The organism is Flavobacterium gelatinilyticum, assembly GCF_027111295.1.
Lineage (GTDB): Bacteria > Bacteroidota > Bacteroidia > Flavobacteriales > Flavobacteriaceae > Flavobacterium > Flavobacterium gelatinilyticum.
The window spans coordinates 1,056,951-1,077,535 of sequence record NZ_CP114287.1; the positions used below are offsets into that span (position 1 = coordinate 1,056,951).

Annotated in this window: 16 protein-coding genes; 3 read left to right on the forward strand and 13 right to left on the reverse strand. The window is 36.3% G+C overall.

Features of this window, described 5'->3' with window-relative positions:
* Positions 1-86 precede the first annotated feature (86 nt).
* Positions 87-725 (reverse strand): NAD(P)H-binding protein, encoded by a 639-nt coding sequence (locus OZP11_RS04475; protein WP_281234026.1) that lies wholly within the window; start codon positions 723-725, stop codon positions 87-89.
* 214 nt (positions 726-939) lie between these two features.
* On the opposite strand from OZP11_RS04475, the gene OZP11_RS04480 reads away from it, so the two are divergent.
* Together OZP11_RS04480 and OZP11_RS04485 are read left to right on the forward strand one after the other, a co-directional pair.
* Positions 940-1,926: a hypothetical protein gene (locus OZP11_RS04480; RefSeq protein WP_281234027.1), complete on the forward strand. Its 987-nt coding sequence runs from the start codon at positions 940-942 to the stop codon at positions 1,924-1,926.
* A 176-nt stretch (positions 1,927-2,102) separates the two neighbouring features.
* Complete coding sequence (locus OZP11_RS04485; protein WP_281234028.1) at positions 2,103-2,726, forward strand: hypothetical protein; 624 nt, start codon at positions 2,103-2,105, stop codon at positions 2,724-2,726.
* A gap of 43 nt (positions 2,727-2,769) precedes the next feature.
* On the opposite strand, the gene OZP11_RS04490 is transcribed toward OZP11_RS04485, so the two are convergent.
* The 4 genes from OZP11_RS04490 to OZP11_RS04505 all read right to left on the reverse strand — a co-directional run bounded on the left by OZP11_RS04490 (position 2,770) and on the right by OZP11_RS04505 (position 8,195).
* Positions 2,770-3,147 (reverse strand): helix-turn-helix transcriptional regulator, encoded by a 378-nt coding sequence (locus OZP11_RS04490; RefSeq protein WP_281234029.1) that lies wholly within the window; start codon positions 3,145-3,147, stop codon positions 2,770-2,772.
* A gap of 195 nt (positions 3,148-3,342) precedes the next feature.
* Positions 3,343-3,960 (reverse strand): Crp/Fnr family transcriptional regulator, encoded by a 618-nt coding sequence (locus tag OZP11_RS04495; RefSeq protein ID WP_281234030.1) that lies wholly within the window; start codon positions 3,958-3,960, stop codon positions 3,343-3,345.
* A gap of 534 nt (positions 3,961-4,494) precedes the next feature.
* The gene (locus tag OZP11_RS04500) at positions 4,495-6,009 is read right to left on the reverse strand and encodes a glycoside hydrolase family protein (protein ID WP_281234031.1); all 1,515 of its coding nucleotides are present in this window, start codon (positions 6,007-6,009) and stop codon (positions 4,495-4,497) included.
* An 8-nt stretch (positions 6,010-6,017) separates the two neighbouring features.
* Positions 6,018-8,195, reverse strand: coding sequence for an HAD-IIB family hydrolase (locus OZP11_RS04505; protein WP_281234032.1), 2,178 nt, complete (start codon positions 8,193-8,195; stop codon positions 6,018-6,020).
* A gap of 321 nt (positions 8,196-8,516) precedes the next feature.
* On the opposite strand from OZP11_RS04505, the gene OZP11_RS04510 reads away from it, so the two are divergent.
* Positions 8,517-9,500 carry a hypothetical protein gene (locus OZP11_RS04510; protein ID WP_281234033.1) on the forward strand — a complete coding sequence of 328 codons (984 nt, stop codon included), beginning with the start codon at positions 8,517-8,519 and terminating at the stop codon, positions 9,498-9,500.
* A 90-nt stretch (positions 9,501-9,590) separates the two neighbouring features.
* On the opposite strand, the gene OZP11_RS04515 is transcribed toward OZP11_RS04510, so the two are convergent.
* From OZP11_RS04515 to OZP11_RS04550, 8 genes are all read right to left on the reverse strand, one after another.
* Positions 9,591-9,854: a hypothetical protein gene (locus OZP11_RS04515; protein ID WP_281234034.1), complete on the reverse strand. Its 264-nt coding sequence runs from the start codon at positions 9,852-9,854 to the stop codon at positions 9,591-9,593.
* Positions 9,855-9,882: 28 nt separating this feature from the next.
* On the reverse strand, positions 9,883-11,241 hold the full coding sequence (locus OZP11_RS04520; protein WP_281234035.1) for a S41 family peptidase: 1,359 nt from the start codon (positions 11,239-11,241) through the stop codon (positions 9,883-9,885).
* Between the two features lie 12 nt (positions 11,242-11,253).
* Entirely contained in the window at positions 11,254-12,030 is a 777-nt protein-coding gene (locus OZP11_RS04525) for a hypothetical protein (protein ID WP_281234036.1), read from the reverse strand.
* 67 nt (positions 12,031-12,097) lie between these two features.
* Complete coding sequence (locus OZP11_RS04530) at positions 12,098-12,949, reverse strand: T9SS type A sorting domain-containing protein (RefSeq protein ID WP_281234037.1); 852 nt, start codon at positions 12,947-12,949, stop codon at positions 12,098-12,100.
* Between the two features lie 71 nt (positions 12,950-13,020).
* Positions 13,021-14,322 carry a hypothetical protein gene (locus OZP11_RS04535; RefSeq protein WP_281234038.1) on the reverse strand — a complete coding sequence of 434 codons (1,302 nt, stop codon included), beginning with the start codon at positions 14,320-14,322 and terminating at the stop codon, positions 13,021-13,023.
* Positions 14,323-14,768: 446 nt separating this feature from the next.
* Positions 14,769-16,064, reverse strand: coding sequence for a hypothetical protein (locus OZP11_RS04540; protein WP_281234039.1), 1,296 nt, complete (start codon positions 16,062-16,064; stop codon positions 14,769-14,771).
* 232 nt (positions 16,065-16,296) lie between these two features.
* The gene (locus tag OZP11_RS04545) at positions 16,297-19,530 is read right to left on the reverse strand and encodes a TonB-dependent receptor (RefSeq protein ID WP_281234040.1); all 3,234 of its coding nucleotides are present in this window, start codon (positions 19,528-19,530) and stop codon (positions 16,297-16,299) included.
* Positions 19,531-19,680: 150 nt separating this feature from the next.
* Positions 19,681-20,529, reverse strand: coding sequence for a FecR family protein (locus tag OZP11_RS04550; RefSeq protein WP_281234041.1), 849 nt, complete (start codon positions 20,527-20,529; stop codon positions 19,681-19,683).
* Positions 20,530-20,585 lie beyond the last annotated feature (56 nt).

A 20,585-nucleotide genomic window follows, 5' to 3' on the forward strand; every position in this document is an offset into this window, starting at 1 on the left:
TTTCAGGTTTCAAGTTTCAGGTTTCAGGTTTCAGGTTTCAGGTTGTTTGACTTGCCTAAACATGAAACCTGAAACTTGAAACAAAACTACAGATTCAAAATCTCCCTAAGTTCCAGTATAGTCGTTCCCTGCGGAAGTGTTTTGGGTGCTTTTCTTAACTTTTGTGCCAGAAATTCGGTTGTTATGGGTTTTAGGTTTTTAAAGAGGCCAACTGCATTAAAGAATTGAATTATTTTAACCGATATTTTTTCGCCCATACGATCGGTGCCTTTGCGGATAAGCGGTCCGGGTCTGAAAATTACATATTGAGGAAAGTCGAGTTTTGCAATATGATCTTCTAATTCTCCTTTCATCTTCGAATAAAAAACGCTGCTTTTTGCCGAAGCTCCATAAGAAGAAACCAATACATACGAATGTACGCCGTTCTTTTTAGCCAGGTCTGCAAATTTTACCGGAATATCATAATCGATTTTCCACTGATTTTCTTTTGAACCTGCAGCTTTTAAAGTAGTCCCCAGGCATGAAAAAAGAACTTCTCCCGTAATTAAATGAGCAAAAGAATCTGCTTTTGAAAGATCTGCAACATGTTCTGTAAGTTTGGGATGTGATTTTCCTGTGGGCCTTCTCACAAAAACAGCAATCTCTGTATAGTTATCGTCTTGCAAAAGCTGGTCTGTCAGTTCGTGTCCTGTTGATCCGGTTGCTCCAATTATCAGTGCTTTCATTTTGATTGTTTTTAGAAAGTAGAAAAATCCTCTATTTTTTACGCAGCTGAAAGGTACTGCTTTTTACAGGAACTTTCAGCTTAAAATTCGTCATTCAATCTGAATTCGGCTATGCTGCTATTTTTATTTTATGTAAATTTGGATAACAGTGTTTTGATAATGCTGTAAACTATATGCCAAACCAATTAATTACTAACCCCCACGTATTACAGTAATGAAAAAAAATCTTGCTATAACCTTCTGGGTTCTTTACATGCTCTTTTTTGCCATTCCGTTTCCCATGTTTTTGTATTATGTCATCAACTCTGAATTTGATGTCAATACATTAAAAGACAAAGACCCTTATTTTGCTCTCGGAATTGTTGTATTATCGATCATTTTATGGATGGCTCTCTTATTGGGTTATTTTCAAAAATGGGTCATACAGGTATTTATAACCAAAAATAATCTGGAAAAGATAAAGGCAAACGGAATTCATCGTGAAGCTAAAATCCTGAATGCTCACAAAATCTCAAAACTAAATTCAAAATTCCCTACGTATGAACTTGAGTTGTGTTTTAAAAATTTGTCCGATACCGAAATCCGCCACAAAACCATAGTCACAGATATCAAACCTCACGAACGTCGTTTTGAAGCCGAAAAAAAGACCGGTATTCTGCTTGACCGGGATATGAAACATGCTCCCTATTTTGTTATTGCCTCGACAACAGCATCCTTAAACGGCAGGACTTTTATTATGCGTTTATTTGGCTGGCTGTTTTTTTCAGCTTTGGTTACTGGTTATTATTTCTTTGCATACCGTACAGAAAGTTACGGAATGGGATGGCGTTTTATGTCTTTTGGACATCCGCTTATTGTAATTCCGCTGGTACTTTTGTTTTACCGGATTCTGGTACGGCTTATATTTACCAAACTGGGCGGCTTAAATAATGATTCGGTTATACTGAAGTTTAAGGGAATCAAAACGCAGGCGCGGCTGGTAAGTGTAAACCAGACGGGAACTTACATCAACGAACAGCCCATGATGCGTTTTGAACTTGAATATACGGATATCAAAAACCATCTTCATAAGAGCAGTTTAAAAAAAATAGTAGGGCTGCTGGAACTCGAAATTACGAGACAGGAAATGATTGAGATTTTTTACAATCCGGAAAATCCAAAACAAATTGCATTTGCATCTGATATAAATAATCTGGAATAAAAATTAAAAATTGAGAATTAAAAATTAAAAGTTGATTTAACATAATTGGCACGGGTTTAATTTTATTGATTTTTGTTATAAAGCACAAAAATAATTTGTGATTATTCGTGAAACTTCTGTTAGTCTAACATACAAGAAATAATTTGTATTAATTCCTGAAACCCATGTTTAATACTATGAAAAAACTTTTTATCACTGGCTTTTCGTGTTTTCTTTTTGTGAACTGTCAGCAGATCTCACAGAGTATAGAAGATACTCTAAAACCAAACGATACTGTACTTAAAAAAGATTTGGAAAAATCTGATCCTTTATCTGAAATAAAAAAAGAAACCCTGCTTTTAGAAGACGTTAATCTGCTGCGAAAAGCTGAGCAGGATCTTCGAAATCTGCCTCAATATGCAGGAAAGGAAATCTTTCTTTTTTCTACGCTTTATTTTTACAATTACGGATCTATAAATGCAATGCTTGTGCATCCTGAAAACCCAAAATATGTTGATGTATACGAATTCAAAGAAGGTAAATGGTCTGAGCCAAAACCTGTACAGCTTTCGGTTCGCGATGATATTAAATCACGTATAGTTTCGCTGCAGAAAATCAGTTTTGTGAATGCTGCAAAAATGGCGAGGGTCTATAATGAAAAATCACAGGAGATTGAAGGTGCCAAACCTGCCACAAGTGTTTATATTTCGATCTGGGATAACAAAATCAGATGGTATCCTAGTACTATAAACGGCAGCCGTGAACGTTATTCTATTGAATTTAATGATGATGGTTCTTTAAAAAATATCAAACAGGATTAGGGCAATAGTGTCCTTTTCCTGTTTTAAAACAGATTATACATCTTTAAAAGATTCCAAATTTATCGCGGTATCTTTTAAGTTCTGAATCGGTTTTGCTCAGGAGTTTTTCGAGCAGCATTATTTTGTCTTTGTAGAGTCCGGTTATTTTTTTAACGTCGGCTTCATTATCTATTTTGTTTTTTAAATCCTCGTTATTTGTTTTTTCCTGTACAAAATGATTCTCAAACTGGATTATGTTTTCCATAGGAACATCAAAAATAGAAGCAATTTTTTCTAATTTTCTAAGACTTAAATCTGTTGGTCCTTTTTCTATTTTGCTGTATGCAGCCTGACTGATTTCCAGTTTGTCTGCCATGTATTCCTGTGTGTAGTTTTTTAATTCTCTGATGCTTTTTATTTTCTGTTTTATTTGTGCAGACATATACTTGTTATTTTATTAAATCTAAATTTTCTGTTACTCAGATAAAGAAAAAAACACTGCGATCCGGTAAAGATTTAGATCTTGTTTGAAGCTTGGAATGAAAGAAATTCCTAAAGCCGACTTTTACTAATTTAATAAGCAATCACAAATTAAGTATATAAAAATTTAATAAACGATAACAAATGTTATCATTTTCTACTTTTTCTCTTTAGAATGGTATTTCAAACGGCTTAAATGGACAGAAGTAATATTGAGATAAGAGGCTATACAATGCTGCGGAACGCGCTGTAAAATATTAGGAAAACGGGTATTCATGGTATTGTAGCGTTCTAATGGTGTATTTACATACATGGACCTGATTTTTTCGTTTATGATAAAAAAATAGTCTTCGGCGATGAGTCTTCCTAATTTATCGCCATACCGCAGGAATTTATAAAAACTTTCGAGCATATCGAGCGTTATTACTATGACCACGGTATCTTCCATAGCCTGAATGGAAAAATTGGAGGGTTTGTTTTTTAAGAAGCTTTCGTAATCTGTTCCAAAAGTATTTTCGAGGCAGAAATGAAAGGTTTTCTCCTCGCCTTTGTCATCAATAAAATAAATCCGCAATAAGCCGCTGACAACAAAAAATATATGGCCGCAAATATCATTCTGCTTTAACAGAAGTTCTTTCTTTTTATAAAAAGCGGTATTAAAATAATTTTTGCAGTAGTTCCATTCGGCATCACTAATATCAATATAATGCAAAATCAGCCGGTGGATATTTTCGATTCCGTTATCCTTCAGCTGCTTGTATTTTTCATTTTTCATTTTGGAAAATCTTTCATTTTATCATCTCACATCCATCATAAAATAATGAACAAAATTTGATTAGCTAACAAAGATAAGTGCTCTCAGTTTTGAAATTTTATTACTTTCCTAAACGAAAGTTATATTTAAAAAATTTCAATCGTACAAGCGATATACGATATTTTAAGGTTAGTCTTTTTACTACTATTTATTATAATATGGGTAAATATTTTACAAATTATTTGTTATAATTCTTTGAGATCAATTTTCCCCCGAACATTCAGCAATAAAATCAATTGCCTCCGGCTTTAGATGGAAGTTTTAGAATAGGGAAATAAAAAAGGCTTCAGCCAAAATGTTAGTTTGGCTAAAGCCCTATAGAAGTTTTTCTTTATTGACCTCCAGTTGAAACAAACTAGAGGCAATTGATAAAAAATAGGATTTAAGCGGGCTGAAAATTAAGTAAAAGCATATAAGTGATATAAGTAAATCTAATAACTACTTAATAAAGAACGTGTAAAAAATCATATCACTTATATGGTTTACGAAGCATTTTTACTGCATCTGTACTATTCTGCTGTAATCCTTTAAGTATTTTTCGGGATCGGCTGCAGCGTATTCATTTTCGGGTTCCGGGATAACGTGGATCTTTGAATCGCTGATTGAAATAACAGCTGAACAAACATAAATACCTACTTTTCCTTCGCTGTATTTAAAATCCAGTAAAGTCAGTTTTACGATTTCATTGATCGAGAGTTCGTAGTAATTTCCGTAGCGGATAATCTTAAAATAGATTTGTTTGTCCTCTCCTATTTCAAACTGATTGGTTTGGATATTTTCGAATATGAAATTGTTTTTTACGTCTTTTTCATTAAATCCCCAGGCTCTGAATTGTACAAAACCATTCATGAAATCTATCGAAATATAATAGCCTGTACCTTCTTTGTCGCATTCTATTACAAATCCTGTTTTTCCCATTCCTTCTACGGCAAGTGTTCCTTCCCAGACAAAATCCATTGAGGGTTTTTCGAAACAGTAGATTTCGTAACCGCTTCGGCATCCAAAACGCCATTTGTTTTCACTTTCCTGAAGAAAATCGGCTGTTGGGTTACCCAGAATAGGCATGGGCTGCGGTAAATCTTTTTGAAGAATGGTTTTCTGATAGAGTTTTTCCCAATAATAATAGGTTTTTAAACGTAGTCTGCCGCTTTTGTCTGTGTCCAGTTCTTTTGGCGGCGGGATTACGCGGTGGGTATTCACATTTCCATCGGCAAAATAGAAATTATAGACCAGAAAATGTTTTCCGTCTTTTACAACTCTGGCGGCATAATTTCCCTGCGGCATCAGGACATTGTTATGAAAGGCACAGTATTCTCCCCTAAAATCAGGTGCTGACCAGTAACGGACTTTAATATCTTCTCGAATAGAACCCAAAAGGTAATGTGTTCCTTTAATTTCAAATACACAGGGACATTCAACATCATCATACACATACGGAATATGAAGCGGTTTTTGAAGTACGAATCCGTCTTTTTCTCTTTTTGCAACGCCAATACAGCCTCTTCTGTATGTAGGTCCTGAGGCGCTTCGGGCACAAATGAGCATATAATCGTCTCCTTTGTACTGGTATTTGTAAGGATCCCTGAAACTGATCCATTGTCTTGGATTATTGTTTGTGCCTTCGTAATGCGGCGCTTCACTTTTAAAAGGAAGCCCGTAGGCGTTTTCTTTTTTCCAATTGATTAAATCCGGAGAAACTGCGCGTCCTACTTTTTGTTCAATTCCTTTATCCTGACGTTTCAGACCGGTATAATACATTTCATAGCCATCGCCTTCTGAATTTTTGCTTACGTGCATTGTCCAGAGCATATCATCGTCCCATTCGCCGGGATCACCTACAAAAATGGCGTTTTTAACTCTTTTCCATGAAAGACCGTCTTTTGATACTGCATGTGCAATATAGTCGTGATTGGGAATAATTAGGTGAAATAAATGATGAATTCCTTTTTCATCTATAAATACATCAACATCTCCAATTTCCCAATTGCTGAATCCTGAACCTGAATACATTTTATTACTTATTTTATGATTTTATAATGTTTTAATCCTTCTAAAATTCCTGCCGAAGCCGAAGTTTTGGCAACGTAGATACTTTTAGTTGTTTCATAATCAGCGAGCTCTGCGCTGCGGTTGCCTACTATAATTCCTTTTACGGGACCTCTGAACATATCGACATCGTTTCCTGAATCGCCGGCGGCAATAACATTTCCTAACGGAACAGACCATTTACGGCAAAGGAATTTTATGGCGTTTCCTTTTGAGGCTCTTTTGGGAATAAAATCCAGATACTGCCCGTGGCTTGGTATAATATTGACTTTGTACCAGCCTGTTCCTAAAACCCGGATTAGTTCTTCGTGATCGTAATGCTCTTTGTCGTAATAATACGAGATTTTATAGGGGTTTTGGGCTTCTTCTTCCTGAAGTCTGACCCACTTAATTCCTTTTAGTTTGTTGACTATTTCTTCTCTTTTCCATCTTCCTGAGAGGAATTTTGCCCAGCCTTTGTCGAGAATGTATTCTTTACCGTTGGTATAATAAATCTCGGTTCCTACGGAGCAGATTATAAAATCCGGCAGCGGAAATTCTTCTTCGTCAATTACTTTTTTTACCAAAGCCAGATTTCGGCCGGATGCCATTGCAAAAGCCATTTTATCTGTGCGGTTAACCAAGTGTGTTTTAAGTTCGCTCAAACCCGGATTTTCTAGTAAAGGTTCTATAAGTGTTCCGTCGATATCCGAAACCAGCAGGTGATCTATTTTTCTCTTCAATCTGCTGATGTTTATGTTTGGATAATGCTGTTTTTTTATTCCGGCAGATGAGACGGCTAAATTTTCGTTTATCAATTCGACGTAATTGTTTACGTGGCTCAGCCAGCTGTAATATTTCTGAATGTTTATGGCGCCGTTATTCGAATAATATTTCCATTGATTTTCATCGGTTAAAATATTTCTTAAAGCCTTTTTAATCTGACCTTCTTCCTGCGGATTTACTAACTCTCCGTTTTGGCAGACGGGAATAATTTCTGATGGTCCTCCGTTTTTGGTTACCACTACCGGAAGTCCTGAACTGGCAGATTCTATTACTGTCAGGCCGAAATTCTCATGCAGGGCGAGATTGACAAATACGCCCCTTTTTTCGGCGGCATAACGGTAAATAATTGAAACTTCGTTTTCGACATCGTGTTTTTTGGGAATCGCCATTTTTCCGTACAAGTCATATTTGTCCATCAGCAGAAGCAGATCGGTTAAAACGTTTTTTTCTGATTCAGGCATTTTGGCAATGTCTTTACGGATTCCGGCAAAAATGACAAGATTGGCAATGCTTTGAAGTTCTTTGTCTTTACCGTACACTTCAATTAAAGTGTTCAGGTTTTTATGGCGATCGGGTCTTGAAAGGGCCAGAATTATGGGTTTGTGCGGATTGGTCAGGAATTTAGAAATGGTTTCGGCTACCCAGTATTTACGCTGGGCTTCTTCCATGTGTTTATCTGAATCGTTTTCCTGGTAGTAATAGGGAACAAATTTTCGGGTATCAATTCCGGGCGAAATGGCGTGGTATTTTCCTAATTCAAAGTTTTTATAGACTTTGTAGGTTTCTATTTCCTGTTCGGTCGAGGTAACTATAAATTCCGAAAGTTCTAAGGTTCTTTCTTCGGCGGCTATTCTGGCTTTAAATTTGAATTTCTTTTCCAGTTCTTCTTCGGTTTGTCCGGCTTCGAGTAATTTTTTCTTCTTATAATATCCCAAAGAATGTCCGGTATGTGCAAACGGAATATTTAATACCGATGATAATTCAGCAGCGGCATATCCTGCATCAGCATAATGAGAATGAATCCAGTCGGGAAAAATGTTATGCTGTTTAATGTGCTGCATTGCGCCGTTTACAAAAGTGTCGAGTCCTTCCCAAAGCTGTTCTTTGGCTCTGTATTTTTTTCCCAGAAACGGAATTCGGCGTATGTCCAGTTTGTCGTTTACAATTTCAACAGGAACAGCATATTCCGGAGAAAGTGCCGGATCATCAATCAATCTTGTAAAAATATGAACCTGCTCTACTCCTTCGTGCTGTGACAGGAATTCGGCAAGTTCAAAAATATATTTAGTCTGTCCTCCGTTATCGGCATCCCGTCCAATTTCAAGACCGGAACCTTTTAAAAGTCCGTGTATATTAATAAGTGCAATTCGTAATTTTTTCATCATTCATTATTGTTTGAATTTCAAATTACAAATTCTAAGGCAGTTTACCGGCTTTTTTAGATTAAATTAAGAACTCAATGTGTTAATTTTTAAGCAAATATGGGAATTCTGAAACTTTCAGGAAGAATTGTGTAAAATCATGATGCCTATTTTAAAATTTTTAAATCTGTATTCGGATTTTCATCTGCAATATCCTTTAAAATCAAGCAAACACCTCAACAAACTATGTATCAGTATCTTATACACAAATCAGGTAATTTTACTCTTTTGTAAGATTATACTTTGTATTAAGTTTACTTTCTAAACCATAAAACAAAAAATACCATGTCAAACAATCAAGATTCCTGCATTCCCGACGGATGGATTGGCGGATTTCCTCCGTCCGGTTCGGCAATGCTTTATCCAACGCGTGATCTTTCGTCTTTACCTATGCTGGGTAATATGGATAATATAAACTTTTTACAACGCCAGCTGGGAGTTAAATGGCCTGAATTCAGCTGGGAGACGCGAAAAGGAGAACCTAATCCGGAACGCTGTTATCAGCAGTTTGCGCCTTATATTTCAAGGATTGGTTATACAGATGAAGGAAGAGTTTATTCTGTTATTTGTCCGCAGCAGGGCACCTGGCTTAAAAATGAAATCTGCCTGAATGTCGAAATAACGGTTACCGGACAACGAGGCTGGGTCAATGAAACGACCAAAGAACTGGCTGTTGATATGACAGTTGAAGGTAAAATCTGGTTCACTCCCAATCAGCATCAGGGAGATAAATTAAAAGCCATCTGGCCTTTGATGCAGTACAGTCTACCAAGGTTTCCTTTGAATAAAGAGAATGCCATTCGTGTAGAAACGTATCTGCCAGGAAATCCGGATCAGCCTGTATTTCCGGTAAGCACAGGAACCTCAACAGAGTTTGAAAGTCCGGATTTTGCGCAGCACAGCCAGGCTTTTTCAACGGGTAATATTGCGGTGGAAATTGGAAATTATAAGCTGACGAACGATAAACTTGTCGATGATTTTAACGGAATAATCATGAAGGCTTTTAATCTGGCTTCGGGCAATATGCTGCAACAGGGGAATGTGCTGGCGTGGAATCTCTGGTTTACTGATCCTGCTTTGGTTTCGATTGCAGAATGGAAAAATCACGCTGAATTCTGGCGTAATTCTATCGATGTGCATCATTGTTCTCCAACGGGTGACGGCACAAGTCCGAGGTATTTTGACGGAACTTATTTTAATGCGGATGAGAATGCCATTGATGAAGTGGTTCAGGAAATTATTTCTTACATCAAAAGCCATCTTTTATAAAACAATGCTTTTATGGCAAAAGAAAATAGTTCGGGACAAAGCAAAATACTTTGTCCCGTTTTATCTGCCTGAAAGTCAAAAAGAAACTCTTTATCGTGTTTCTCTTATGACCTTTCGTATGTTTTTATGAATAATGCTGCGCGTCATTTTCTTTTTCTGCTCATATTCTTTGGTACATCGTTCGAGTTCAGATATTAAAACTTTAAAACTGCAGTACAGAATATCGAGTTCTGTCATGCTTTGATAAATCTTAAAATCTTCAGCTTCGTCTACCTTTACTCCTCCCGAAAGGCTTCTGTATCGCTGAAATACATCTAGTAAACTCTGATGTTCTCTATTGTCAATTCCTTGCATAATAAGCGGTCCGTATTTTATAAAAACGTTATTGTATGTTGCGATATAATAATGGATCTGCCTCTATAACGGCTGTGCGCAGAGGCATGGTTTTTATGGTTGATTTTTTTATTTTGGATGTATTTCCGGTTATGGCATTTAATGCTGTATTGAGCAGGGTTTCTGATGTGCTGCCTAACGGAAATATTTCCGGATTTTGTATTTCGGTTACAGAAACTTCCGGATTTATTCCATCTGAGTAATTACCTTCACTTTTTGCATTGAATAATTTGTAGATGGCGGGATATAAAATCCAGCCTCTTTTATCCGGAATGCGGTTGTCTTCTACAGGAAAACTGGCAACGTCTTTACCAAATGTTTTCTCACCGATGGTAATAACGGGCATATACGGACTTAAATTATTGATAATAAGTTCTGATGCCGATGCTGTTCTGCCGCCGCACAAAATATAGACTCTGTTTATATTGGGATGCACATTTTGAAGAACGTTAAAATTTACTTTGGTTTCGTTGCTTTCCAGTGCCTGTGCAAAAGACTGATCGACTTTGCCTCCGTTTGCATTTCCTTCAAATTTTATAAATAGGTTGTTCGATTTAATATTGGGTGCCAGAACAATACTCAGCGCTGCTGCCGATGAGATGTCTCCTCCTCCGTTGTATCTTAAATCTACAACCAGTTCGGTAATTGATTTGCTTTTTAATTTCTGAAAAATCTGTGCAAACAATTGTGCTTGTCCCACATCAAAATGCGGAATTTCGATATAACCTGTTTTTACATTGTTTTTTTCAATTACCTGATATTTTATGGGCTGCGAAAACGTGAATCCCTGCTGTATGGAAACTTCTTTCGGGTTAGAAAAACCATCGTTTTCTGTATACGATTTTATCTCCAGATCGATTTGAGCTGTCGCAATCATATTTTCATACAGCTGGTTGTAATTGTTCTGGCTGACTTCTGTTCCGTTTATTTTGGTAATGATATTTCCTCTTTCCAATCCGTTTCGTTTGGCCGGAGAATCTTCTAATGCATATAAAACTACGCCGTAATATTTTCCTTCGAATGAGATAAAAGAAACATCAAAGCCAAATTTGCTTCTCATGCTTTTTGGTGAAGTCTCCGGCTGTTCAGGATGCATGGCGTAGGAATAAATATCTCCGGATCGCAGTAAGCTTTTAAAATATTCTTTGGGCTGTAAGGACAAGTTTCCTTTATCAGAAATTGAGGTATTCCAGAAGTAATATCTTTTCATCTGATTGTACATCCAGTCGTTTACATACTCGTTTGAACCTTCATCATAAGTATTCTCCGTATTATCTTCTTCGCAGGAAATTAGTGCAAATAAACATAACAGCGGTATCAGAATCCGGATTCGGAAAGAATATTTCATTTTTTCTTTTCTTTATTTAAAATCAAAGTAATCCACCATGTTCAGTGTTCCTTCTACGTTGCTGAATGCGCCGTCAGCATTTTTTTTCTCATCGAGAACAATTAGTCCTGATTTGTTGGCCAGCATCAGCATGGTTACATTAACCTTTTTGTCTTTTATATAGGATTCTGTTGTACCGGACTTAACTAATTCCATACGAATAATAGGCGGTAAACTTGCCTCAACTTCGATAAAATCACTGTATCCTGAATTGCCAATATTTTTGGCAACTCCCAATACTTCTCCTGTAACCTTGCGCATAATGCCGTCCAGTTTTCCGTTATATCCAGATTTAGAATATTGGTTCATGGTTGGGAAAATAAATTTGAAACCTGTATTTCCGGTTTTTGTAACTACTCCCGGTTTTTCAGACAACACCTCATCTACATACAGATTAGGTCTTACGAAAAATGACAGGGTATCAACCGTATTTTGTTTGGTTAACTTATAGGTATGTATAATTTCTTTGGTTACTTTATTTGAGATTTCTATGTTTTTTACGCCTTCTTCATAAAACACAAAATCGTAATCGATACTTACTTTTTTGGTAAAAGCATCTTTGGTACCGAATTTTATAATTTTCCCGTCTGCTTTGATCTGAAGCGAATCGGCAAGTGCACTATATCCTCTAATTACGGCCTTTGCAGGCGTCTGCTCTTTGTAATAAGGCGTTAGTTCATCGTTTGTACAAGCACCTGAAAAAAGCAGTACCATCGAAAGAAAAAGTAGTGCTGTAATCTTATTTCCCATATTTTTTATTTTACTTTTTACTTGCTCAGCTTCGATAATTCGGACACTGAACAAGAGAATTTATCTATTATTTTTTGATGAATTTAATTTTTTTGGTGAAGGTGTCATTTGTCAGTACTAAAAAGTATACCCCCTGATTAAGGTCTGATACTGAAATACCCTCTGTTTTGTAGGGTGCATCTTTTACTAAAGTACCTGTTACGTTATAAATTTTTGCCTGCAGATTTTCTGCAGCAAACTGATCTTTAATTTCTAAAGTTAAATTATCAGATACAGGGTTTTGTTTTAAATTGATTCCGCTGCTTTTTTCAACGTCGCCAACTCCTAATAAATCTTCGGCTGTTATCCACATTTTATCAATTTCATAGCCAATGAATGCGTCTTTTTCATTTACAAATGCCAGATAAACAGTTGTACCGCCAATTAAACTGGTAATGTCAAATGTATAATCCTTAAATTCCGTATCAGTCATGGTTTCTCTGGTCATACCAATCGTCCCTAAAAGAGAAAACGATGCCGGATCCGGCGAAAGTGATCCATAAACTAACAAATTACTTGTTCCAAAATCATAAATAGAAGGCTGCCCAGTTATATTTAATTCGATTTTTCCTGAATAATAAGATAAGTCAATTGGTGCACTTATGGCCCAGTTGTCTTCGAGTCCTTCAAAGGGAGCTCCTGTAGATAGATCTATGTTGTAGGTTCCTAATATTTTTATATCGCCACCTATAAGTGCTCCGGTTTGGGGATCCATTTGAAGATTCCCTGTTGTTAACCAATTACTTTTATTGCCGTCTCTGTCAAGCAAAATCCAGTCTGAAGCATCGCCGTCTTCAAAATCGTCTTCCCAGATTGTAAATTGTGCATTTGACAAAGTTGTTGTCATTATTAAGATAAAAAAGAGTAGTTTTTTTTTCATTTTATTTTTGTAAAAAGCATGGGCAGATCAGATCTACCCATGCTGAATTAACTATTTATTAACCGAATCTATTAAAAATTTGTAAACTTAGTCCAAGTGCTTGTCCAAAGTGCCTCAGTTTTAAATGCTCCTGTTGAACCAGTTAAATCTAAAGCTCCAGCATTAAAGAATGGCTGTGTTAATGACCAATTAACTCCTGGGTTTGCAGTAGATTGTGGAATTCCAACACCTAAAGCTCCAACTGGGAATATCGGATTTACATATCCGTGGAATGATACACCTCCCCAAGTAGATGAACTTGCTACAGAAGGAGCTTCAAAATAAATACCTCTGCTGTATCCTGTTACAGTAGCATCTGTAAGAGTGATTTGCCCTGCTCTACGTATGTGAATACCGTTTTCGTAAGCAGTTGCAGCAGCTGCAGTGTTAACACCAATGATAGACAATTGAGAAATAACCGGACGAGTGATAATTGCTGTTACAGAACCTGTAGCATTGTTGTCTAATTCGATACCATTAGAATCAGGATTTCCACCGCTTAAACTGTGAGTAGAATTAACGTCAGCAATTGCAATAGCTTTTGTGATTGTTCCTGTATAACCTAAATCGAAATCAAAGTTATCATCATCAGCAGCAAAAGATACTAAATGAGAAGCGTTTACTCTTCCTCCAAAAAACTCAAATGAATCATCTCTACCGTATGATACCTGAATGTGGTGAACCACTGTATTAACACCTACACCACCTAAAGTTAAACCGTTGATTTCAACACCAGATGCAGCATCTAAGATTCTACCGGCAAACTCGATACGAACATAAGAAATTGTTCCTCCGTTGTGGGCAGCATTAGATCCACCATAGTAGAAATCTGTAACATTTGGCTGATCTCCTAATCCTTCGATAATATTGTTATCTAAGTTGTTATTTACGCGATCATCACCTAAAATTACCACTCCACCAAAATCTCCAGGAGCAGCTTTAGTTGCAGCGTTACCGTCTAATAAATTGTAACTTGTAAAAATAATTGGAGCAGTTGCTGTTCCCTGAGCATTAATTTTACCCGTTTTAGTAATAACAAGAACTCCGGTAGCAACACCTGCAGCAAGAGGTTTCGCTTTGATGTAAGTACCTGGCTGGATTGTTAATGTAGCTCCAGATTTTACACGTACAACTCCGTTGATTTCCCAAACTTTGTCGTTTGTCCATGTTGTATTAGTTGTGATATCACCACTTACAGTTTGTACTGCAGTTGGATATCCGCTGTAGTCAGCCCCAGCAGCTTTAATAGAAAAAGAAGAATCAGCAGAAGAATCATCATTTTGGCAAGAACTCACAATAAGAGCTGCGATTGCGAACATAAAAAATTTTTTCATAATAATTTAATTATTGCTATATTTGCCGCTATTAAACTAGGCCTTTGGAGAGAGCAGCAAAATTTCTTTCCTTAGGTCTTTCTCGTTTTTGGTAAATTTGTTTTTTGCAAACAGATCCGTTTTACCGTCCGGGGGGGTGCCTGATCTCCGTCTTTCACTGGCAGGCTTTTCAGTGAAAGGTTTTCACTTCAGTTCTTCAAAATTTCAGAATAAACAAAAAGATAAATGTCTTTTGGATATGATAAACCTGATGCCTTTTCTTCTTTAGATTTTTTTTGGGGCTTGTATTGAAGATTCCGTATATCTGCAGTTTTCATTTTTTTATCTATTTCAATTTTTCGAAGAACTTAAAATCTCACTTGTTTATTAGTATTAGCTTTTAGAAAAGCAAAATGTCACAGGTATTTTTTATTGTTAACTTTTTCTTAATACTAGGCATTCAAATATTAAAAATTGGTAAATTTTGTCCATGTATTTGTCCACAAAGATTCTGTTCTAAATGCACCTGTTGTACCTGTAAAGTCCAAAGCAGCATCATTAAAAAAAGGCTGTGTTAATCCCCATTTCGTTGCGGGATTTGCAGTTGATAAAGAACTTCCCAAACCTATAATTGTACCAACTGGCAGAATTGGATTAACAAAACCATGAATTGACAACAAGCTCCATGCTGATGAAGAAGGCACTGATGGAACTTCCCATCTAACCCCTGTGTTATATCCTGTAACAGTAACACTTGAAAGACTGATTTGCCCTAATCTGCGCACATGAATACCGTTTTCATACATACCAGCATCTGATGAAGAACTAACACCAATGATCGATAATTGAGAAATAACAGGACGAGTGATAAGTGTTGTTGAAATCCCTTGTGGATTATTATCCAATTCAATACCATTAGAATCCGGAACATTAAAACCAACATTACTGTGTGAAGAATTCTTGTCAGCAATACTTATCGCTTTTGTAATTGTTCCTGTATACCCCAGATTAAAATCAAAGCTGTCATCATATGTTGCAAAAGCCACCAAATGACCTGCATTTACAGTTCCTCCAAAAAAATCAAATGAATCATCTCTCGAATAAGATACCTGAACATGGTCTACAGTTGTATTTCTGCCAACTCCGGCAAGTGTAACTGCACCCAGTCCGCTATCAGAATCTATTAAAAAACCTCCAAATTCTACACGTACATAATTTAAAATACCTCCATTATGATTGTCATTCGTTCCTCCGTAATAATAATCACTTACAAGAATAGGCAGCCCTTCTGCGGTATTGGCAGTCGATTGAGTATTTACCTGAGCATCACCTAAAATAACTATACCGCCAAAATCTCCGGAAATAGCTGTAGTAGACGTATCTCTATCTAATAATCTGTAACTCGTAAATATAATAGGGGCATTTGGAGTACCTTGTGCATTTATTTTACCCGTTCTCGTAATTACAAGTACACCTGTCATAACTCCAAATGCTGCAGGTCTAGCTTTTATAAATGTACCTGCCTCAATGGTTAAAACTGCTCCTGATTTTACACGAACTATTCCGTCGATTTCCCATACTTTATCTTTCGTCCACGTTGTATTTGTTGTAATATCCCCCGTAACAGTTTGTATTGGTATAGGATACTCCGGGTAGTCTGCACTAACTGCTTTTAAAGAAAAAGAAGAATCAACAGAAGGATCATCATTTTGGCAAGAACTTATAATAAGAGTTACTACTACCAATAAAAAACATTTTTTCATACTAATTTTTTTAAATTAAACATGATATTTTGACTACTCTGAATGTTTGAAAGTCTTTTTAAATTATAAAAAGAAACCTCCTCTATACTGTTCCGGAATTTTTAATTATTCTGGTCTCAATAGTATTAGATTTCAAAGGAGCAAAATATCATGTCCGTTTTTTATTGTTAACTTTTTCTTAATATCTAAAAAGAAAATACTTATAATTATTAGTATTTAGTATACCAAATCTTTAAAAAGAATAATTAATTGATAAACTTAAAGTTCGGCCGTTTTTCGCCTTAAACACTTCCTGGTCAATATCCGGATCATACTTATCGGTTGCACCTGCTCCTAAACTATATTGTGATCTGGGGTTAGATCCAACAGGAACATCTTGTATTTTACTGTAGCTGTTTGCATTATTGTAGGTTTCGATACCTTCATCAAACATATTTTTTATACTGAATTTCAGTTCAAGATTTTTCTCTTTAAAAAATTTATAACTCACCTGAGCATCCGTTATAGAATAAGGCTTACGGATTTCTTCGGCTCTATATTCAAACCCCACTAGTATATACTGGTCTCCAAGTGCATTATGTCGAACACTAAATCCTAAACGGTCGCCTACATAATCTAAACCAAGATTATACGTATAAGGCGACTGTCCGTATAATGGTCTGTTTGCTTCATAAAGATCGCCGCTCCCGTCTATTCTTTGGTAAGAGGTTACTTTAGTATCGTTTATGGAGGCATTTCCGTATACAAATAAGTGTTTTAATATATCTCCTTCACCCAAAAAAGAAAGGCTTTTATAAAATTCCAATTCAACTCCCCAAAGTTTAGCTTTATTTGAGTTTATATTATAAATATCTCTAACACCGGAAGCATTTAAGTAACCAACAGCTTCAATTGGGTTATCGATATCTTTGTGATAGACACCAAAAGATAAAATTTCGCCGCCGGAAGGGAACCATTCTAATTTTAAATCATAATTGTCTGCAACGCTCGAAACGATTCCGTCTGTATAGTTATAAATTTTAGCAGAACGGACCGGGTCCCAATATGGAATACTTAAACGTTCTGCAAACTGAGGACGCAATACTGATTTATTGTACCCAAGTCGTACGTTCATTTTATTTGTCGGGCTGATAATTAAACTTGCCGACGGAAGAAACTGCCATAATTTATCATCCTTTTGAACTTGTGAAAATCCATCAGGAGTTTCAGACTGGCTTTGTATTTGTGTGTAAAGATAACTTTCGGCTCTTACTCCCCAAACCAGTCTTACATATTGACCAATTTTATCGTCGAGCATCACAAAAGGAGAATGAATTTTTACATCTCCAATAAATTCATTTCCATATATACCGAATTTCTGCCAGCCAAAACCACCGTAATAATAATTGGAACCATCTAAAAATTTAGACAAAGGCTCAAAAATATCAGCTGTATTAGTATTCTGTCCTACTGTAACCAATTTTACAGATTCCTGTTGATTGGTTGCTTTTTTATAAGTCCCGAAATATCCCGCTTTGAAATCGTTTGTAAATGATTCTCCAAAATTGAAAGTATATTTAAAATTAACAGCCCAGTTATAATCATCTTCATTATTAGAAAAATTGCTTCGGCTGAACGGAGTTCTGTTTCCTTCATTGTAAACGGTATATTTTGTAACAACATCATCACCTACTTTTACCCTTAAAATATCGGCAAATGTAGCGTCTTTGGTATCTTTTACTACACTTCCGTATGCACCATACCAATTTACTTCTAATTTATCAAATTTGTGATTTCCTTCAATTTTATTCTGAATAAAAGTGGTATAAACCGGATAATTAGATTCTGAAGTAATAGGAAGCACACTTCCGTCTAGAATTTCAGCAATACCAACTCCGTCACCCCAGCCCGTAATCTGAGTAAGCTGGCTATTGTAAATATGCATCGCAGTATTACGCATTGTAATTTTATGATTGTCTAACTGAATAGATGCATTAAACATACCACCCAATGTTGAGGTATAGCTGTAATTGTTACCAGAATTTTTGAAACCGTATTTTGTAAAGGTTGAGTAAAGGTTCTTATCATTCTCTGCCAGGAAATCTGTGTTACTTTTAAAATTACCTCTTTCGATATGTTCGATCTCTAATGTTTCTTGTGTGTTCTTAAAAATTAAAGATCCTGTAAATCCCCATTTATTATTGTCCTTTAACTTGTACACACGTCCCAAACCAAACTGAAGCGTAGTTCCGGGCGCACCATAGGTTTTATAGGTACTGAAATTATCCTCTGTAAATAATTTTGAATAGGCAATAAACGGTCCTGATGCTGCCTCTGTAGTCGGCGCATCCAGCGTAGTATGATTGGTAGGAAAATCTCTTCTTCCGTCATCAAATCCCCAATAATCGTAGTCGCCTTCCTGTCTTGTAAGTCTTTCTTTAAAGGCACTTTTGCTGTTGAAAGAAGTACTGATAGAGAAATTGGTAAAATTTTCTTTTGGAATATCTTTTGTTTTTACTTCTACATACCCTCCGGCAAAATTGGCATACATATCCGGAGTAGCGGATTTACTTACTACGATACTTTCGACAATTGAAGTAGGAATAATATCAAATGAAAAGTTTTGCTGCGCAGCATCTGTACTTGGCAACGCGATTCCGTCCATAACGGCCTGGTTCCATCTTTCTCCCATCGAACGTACTACAACAAATTTATCATTTACGGTTGTAACTCCTGTAATACGTTTTAAAGAACTGGCAACATCTCTGTCCGGAGTTCTGGCAATTTGTTCTGCCGAAATACCATCAGAAAACTGAGCCGCTTTTTTTTGCTGCAATAACATCCCTTCGACCGATGCTGTTGCCTGTTTGTAGTTCTGGATAATTACCACCTCGTTAAGTGATTGAGCATCTTCTTCTAAAGCGACAACCAGCGGTGTTTCTTCGCCATCGTTTACTTTAACGTGTGTAATTTTCTGGGTTCTGAAAGATATAACACTAATTTCGATTGTGTATTCTCCTGCATCCAGATCTAAAACGTAATTTCCGTCAATATCAGATTGTGCGCCCAGACCGGTTTCAACTACTTTAATATTGGCACCCGGCAGTGAAAGTCCGTTAGTATCGACTATCTTTCCGGTTATTTTCCCTTTCTTTTTTTTTTTAGCGCTGCTGTTTACGGCAATATTGTTATCAGTACGCTTAAAATTCAGATTCGTTAAGTTCTCTAAATCGGCTAGTATTTCGTCTATAGAAACATTGGTCTTTTTAAGGGTTACCAGCGGTGTGCTTAAATCCAAATCTTTCTGATAAACAAATTGGTACGGTGTCTGTGATTTTAAATTATCTATGATTTTTTGAGGAGAAGAATTTTTAAAATCAACCGAAACAGTTCCGGTCTGCGAATAAGCAATATCTGCTCCGAAAAAAAATCCGAAAAGTAAAAACCAAAATAGCAAAGCAGTACGCCTGCAAAATTCATTATTCATAAGTGACATTAATTAGTTATAGTATTAATTTTGATACGATATTAAGGACTGCAAAAAAGTAAAGACAATAGCTGTCCAGGCTGTCACAATCCGGTCTTCCTCATAAGACCAAACTGTGGCTGCAATTTTTTTAAGTTATTTTCTAAGCTGTTATCTGCTTATCAAAAAAGTATTGTTTCCTTCTGGATTTATTTTTATTTCTAATGCAAAAGCAATAGTCTGAAGCATTTCATTAAAACCCTGTCTGGTGTCCAGAGTTCCCTGAATTTTAAGATCTTTTAAATCTTCGTCCAGATAGTTAACCGAGAAATGATATTCGGGCTTGAGTTTCTCTATTACTTCTCCCAGCGTCAGACCGTCTACATAAAGAAGGACCTTTTTCCAATGCGGTTCTAAAACAGCTGTTTTTTGTTTTTGCATTTCATACGTTTCAGGACTATATACTGCTTTAAATCCTCTTTCAAGGAAAACGGTATTTTGTAAACCTTCTACTTTTACTTTTCCGGTTCTTACGCTTACTTCGGGTTGTTTGTTTTCGTAAGCTGTTACGCTGAAGGATGTTCCCAGTACTGTCGTTTTTATATCTCCTGAGCTGATAATAAAAGGTCTTTTTTCGTCACGTTTTACTTCAAAAAAAGCTTCGCCTTTCAGGGTTACGGTTCTGTCTTTTCCGCTGAATTTTTCAGGATAATAAATTTCAGAATTTTCATTAAGCCATACACGGGTTCCGTCCGGCAGGAACAAAAGGCGAATGTCTTTAGGAAATGTTTTTGTCGAAGCCATTTCGATTTTGGTCGGATTGTTTCTAGAAATAAACTGATAACCAGCAAAAAACATTACAAATACAGCACAGGCTGCGGCTATCCAGTTGTATACGAACTTATATTTGTCAGTTGTAGCTTTTTTAATGTTGTTCCACATTCGGGCCTCTGATCCTTCAGGAAGTATCCCTCTGTTTGGTATGGCATTCCACTCTTCTTTTAACCTCTTCGATTTCATTAAAACTGACATTTAGTATTTAAAAAATAATCACGACTATCCGCAATTCAAATACA

Excerpts from the sequence above, each read along its gene's own strand:
- OZP11_RS04475 (WP_281234026.1), bottom strand. The coding sequence starts at position 725 with ATGAAAGCACTGATAATTGGAGCAACCGGATCAACAGGACACGAACTG.
- OZP11_RS04480 (WP_281234027.1), top strand. The coding sequence starts at position 940 with ATGAAAAAAAATCTTGCTATAACCTTCTGGGTTCTTTACATGCTCTTT.
- OZP11_RS04485 (WP_281234028.1), top strand. The coding sequence starts at position 2,103 with ATGAAAAAACTTTTTATCACTGGCTTTTCGTGTTTTCTTTTTGTGAAC.
- OZP11_RS04490 (WP_281234029.1), bottom strand. The coding sequence starts at position 3,147 with ATGTCTGCACAAATAAAACAGAAAATAAAAAGCATCAGAGAATTAAAA.
- OZP11_RS04495 (WP_281234030.1), bottom strand. The coding sequence starts at position 3,960 with ATGAAAAATGAAAAATACAAGCAGCTGAAGGATAACGGAATCGAAAAT.
- OZP11_RS04500 (WP_281234031.1), bottom strand. The coding sequence starts at position 6,009 with ATGTATTCAGGTTCAGGATTCAGCAATTGGGAAATTGGAGATGTTGAT.
- OZP11_RS04505 (WP_281234032.1), bottom strand. The coding sequence starts at position 8,195 with ATGATGAAAAAATTACGAATTGCACTTATTAATATACACGGACTTTTA.
- OZP11_RS04510 (WP_281234033.1), top strand. The coding sequence starts at position 8,517 with ATGTCAAACAATCAAGATTCCTGCATTCCCGACGGATGGATTGGCGGA.
- OZP11_RS04515 (WP_281234034.1), bottom strand. The coding sequence starts at position 9,854 with ATGCAAGGAATTGACAATAGAGAACATCAGAGTTTACTAGATGTATTT.
- OZP11_RS04520 (WP_281234035.1), bottom strand. The coding sequence starts at position 11,241 with ATGAAATATTCTTTCCGAATCCGGATTCTGATACCGCTGTTATGTTTA.
- OZP11_RS04525 (WP_281234036.1), bottom strand. The coding sequence starts at position 12,030 with ATGGGAAATAAGATTACAGCACTACTTTTTCTTTCGATGGTACTGCTT.
- OZP11_RS04530 (WP_281234037.1), bottom strand. The coding sequence starts at position 12,949 with ATGAAAAAAAAACTACTCTTTTTTATCTTAATAATGACAACAACTTTG.
- OZP11_RS04535 (WP_281234038.1), bottom strand. The coding sequence starts at position 14,322 with ATGAAAAAATTTTTTATGTTCGCAATCGCAGCTCTTATTGTGAGTTCT.
- OZP11_RS04540 (WP_281234039.1), bottom strand. The coding sequence starts at position 16,064 with ATGAAAAAATGTTTTTTATTGGTAGTAGTAACTCTTATTATAAGTTCT.
- OZP11_RS04545 (WP_281234040.1), bottom strand. The coding sequence starts at position 19,530 with ATGAATAATGAATTTTGCAGGCGTACTGCTTTGCTATTTTGGTTTTTA.
- OZP11_RS04550 (WP_281234041.1), bottom strand. The coding sequence starts at position 20,529 with ATGAAATCGAAGAGGTTAAAAGAAGAGTGGAATGCCATACCAAACAGA.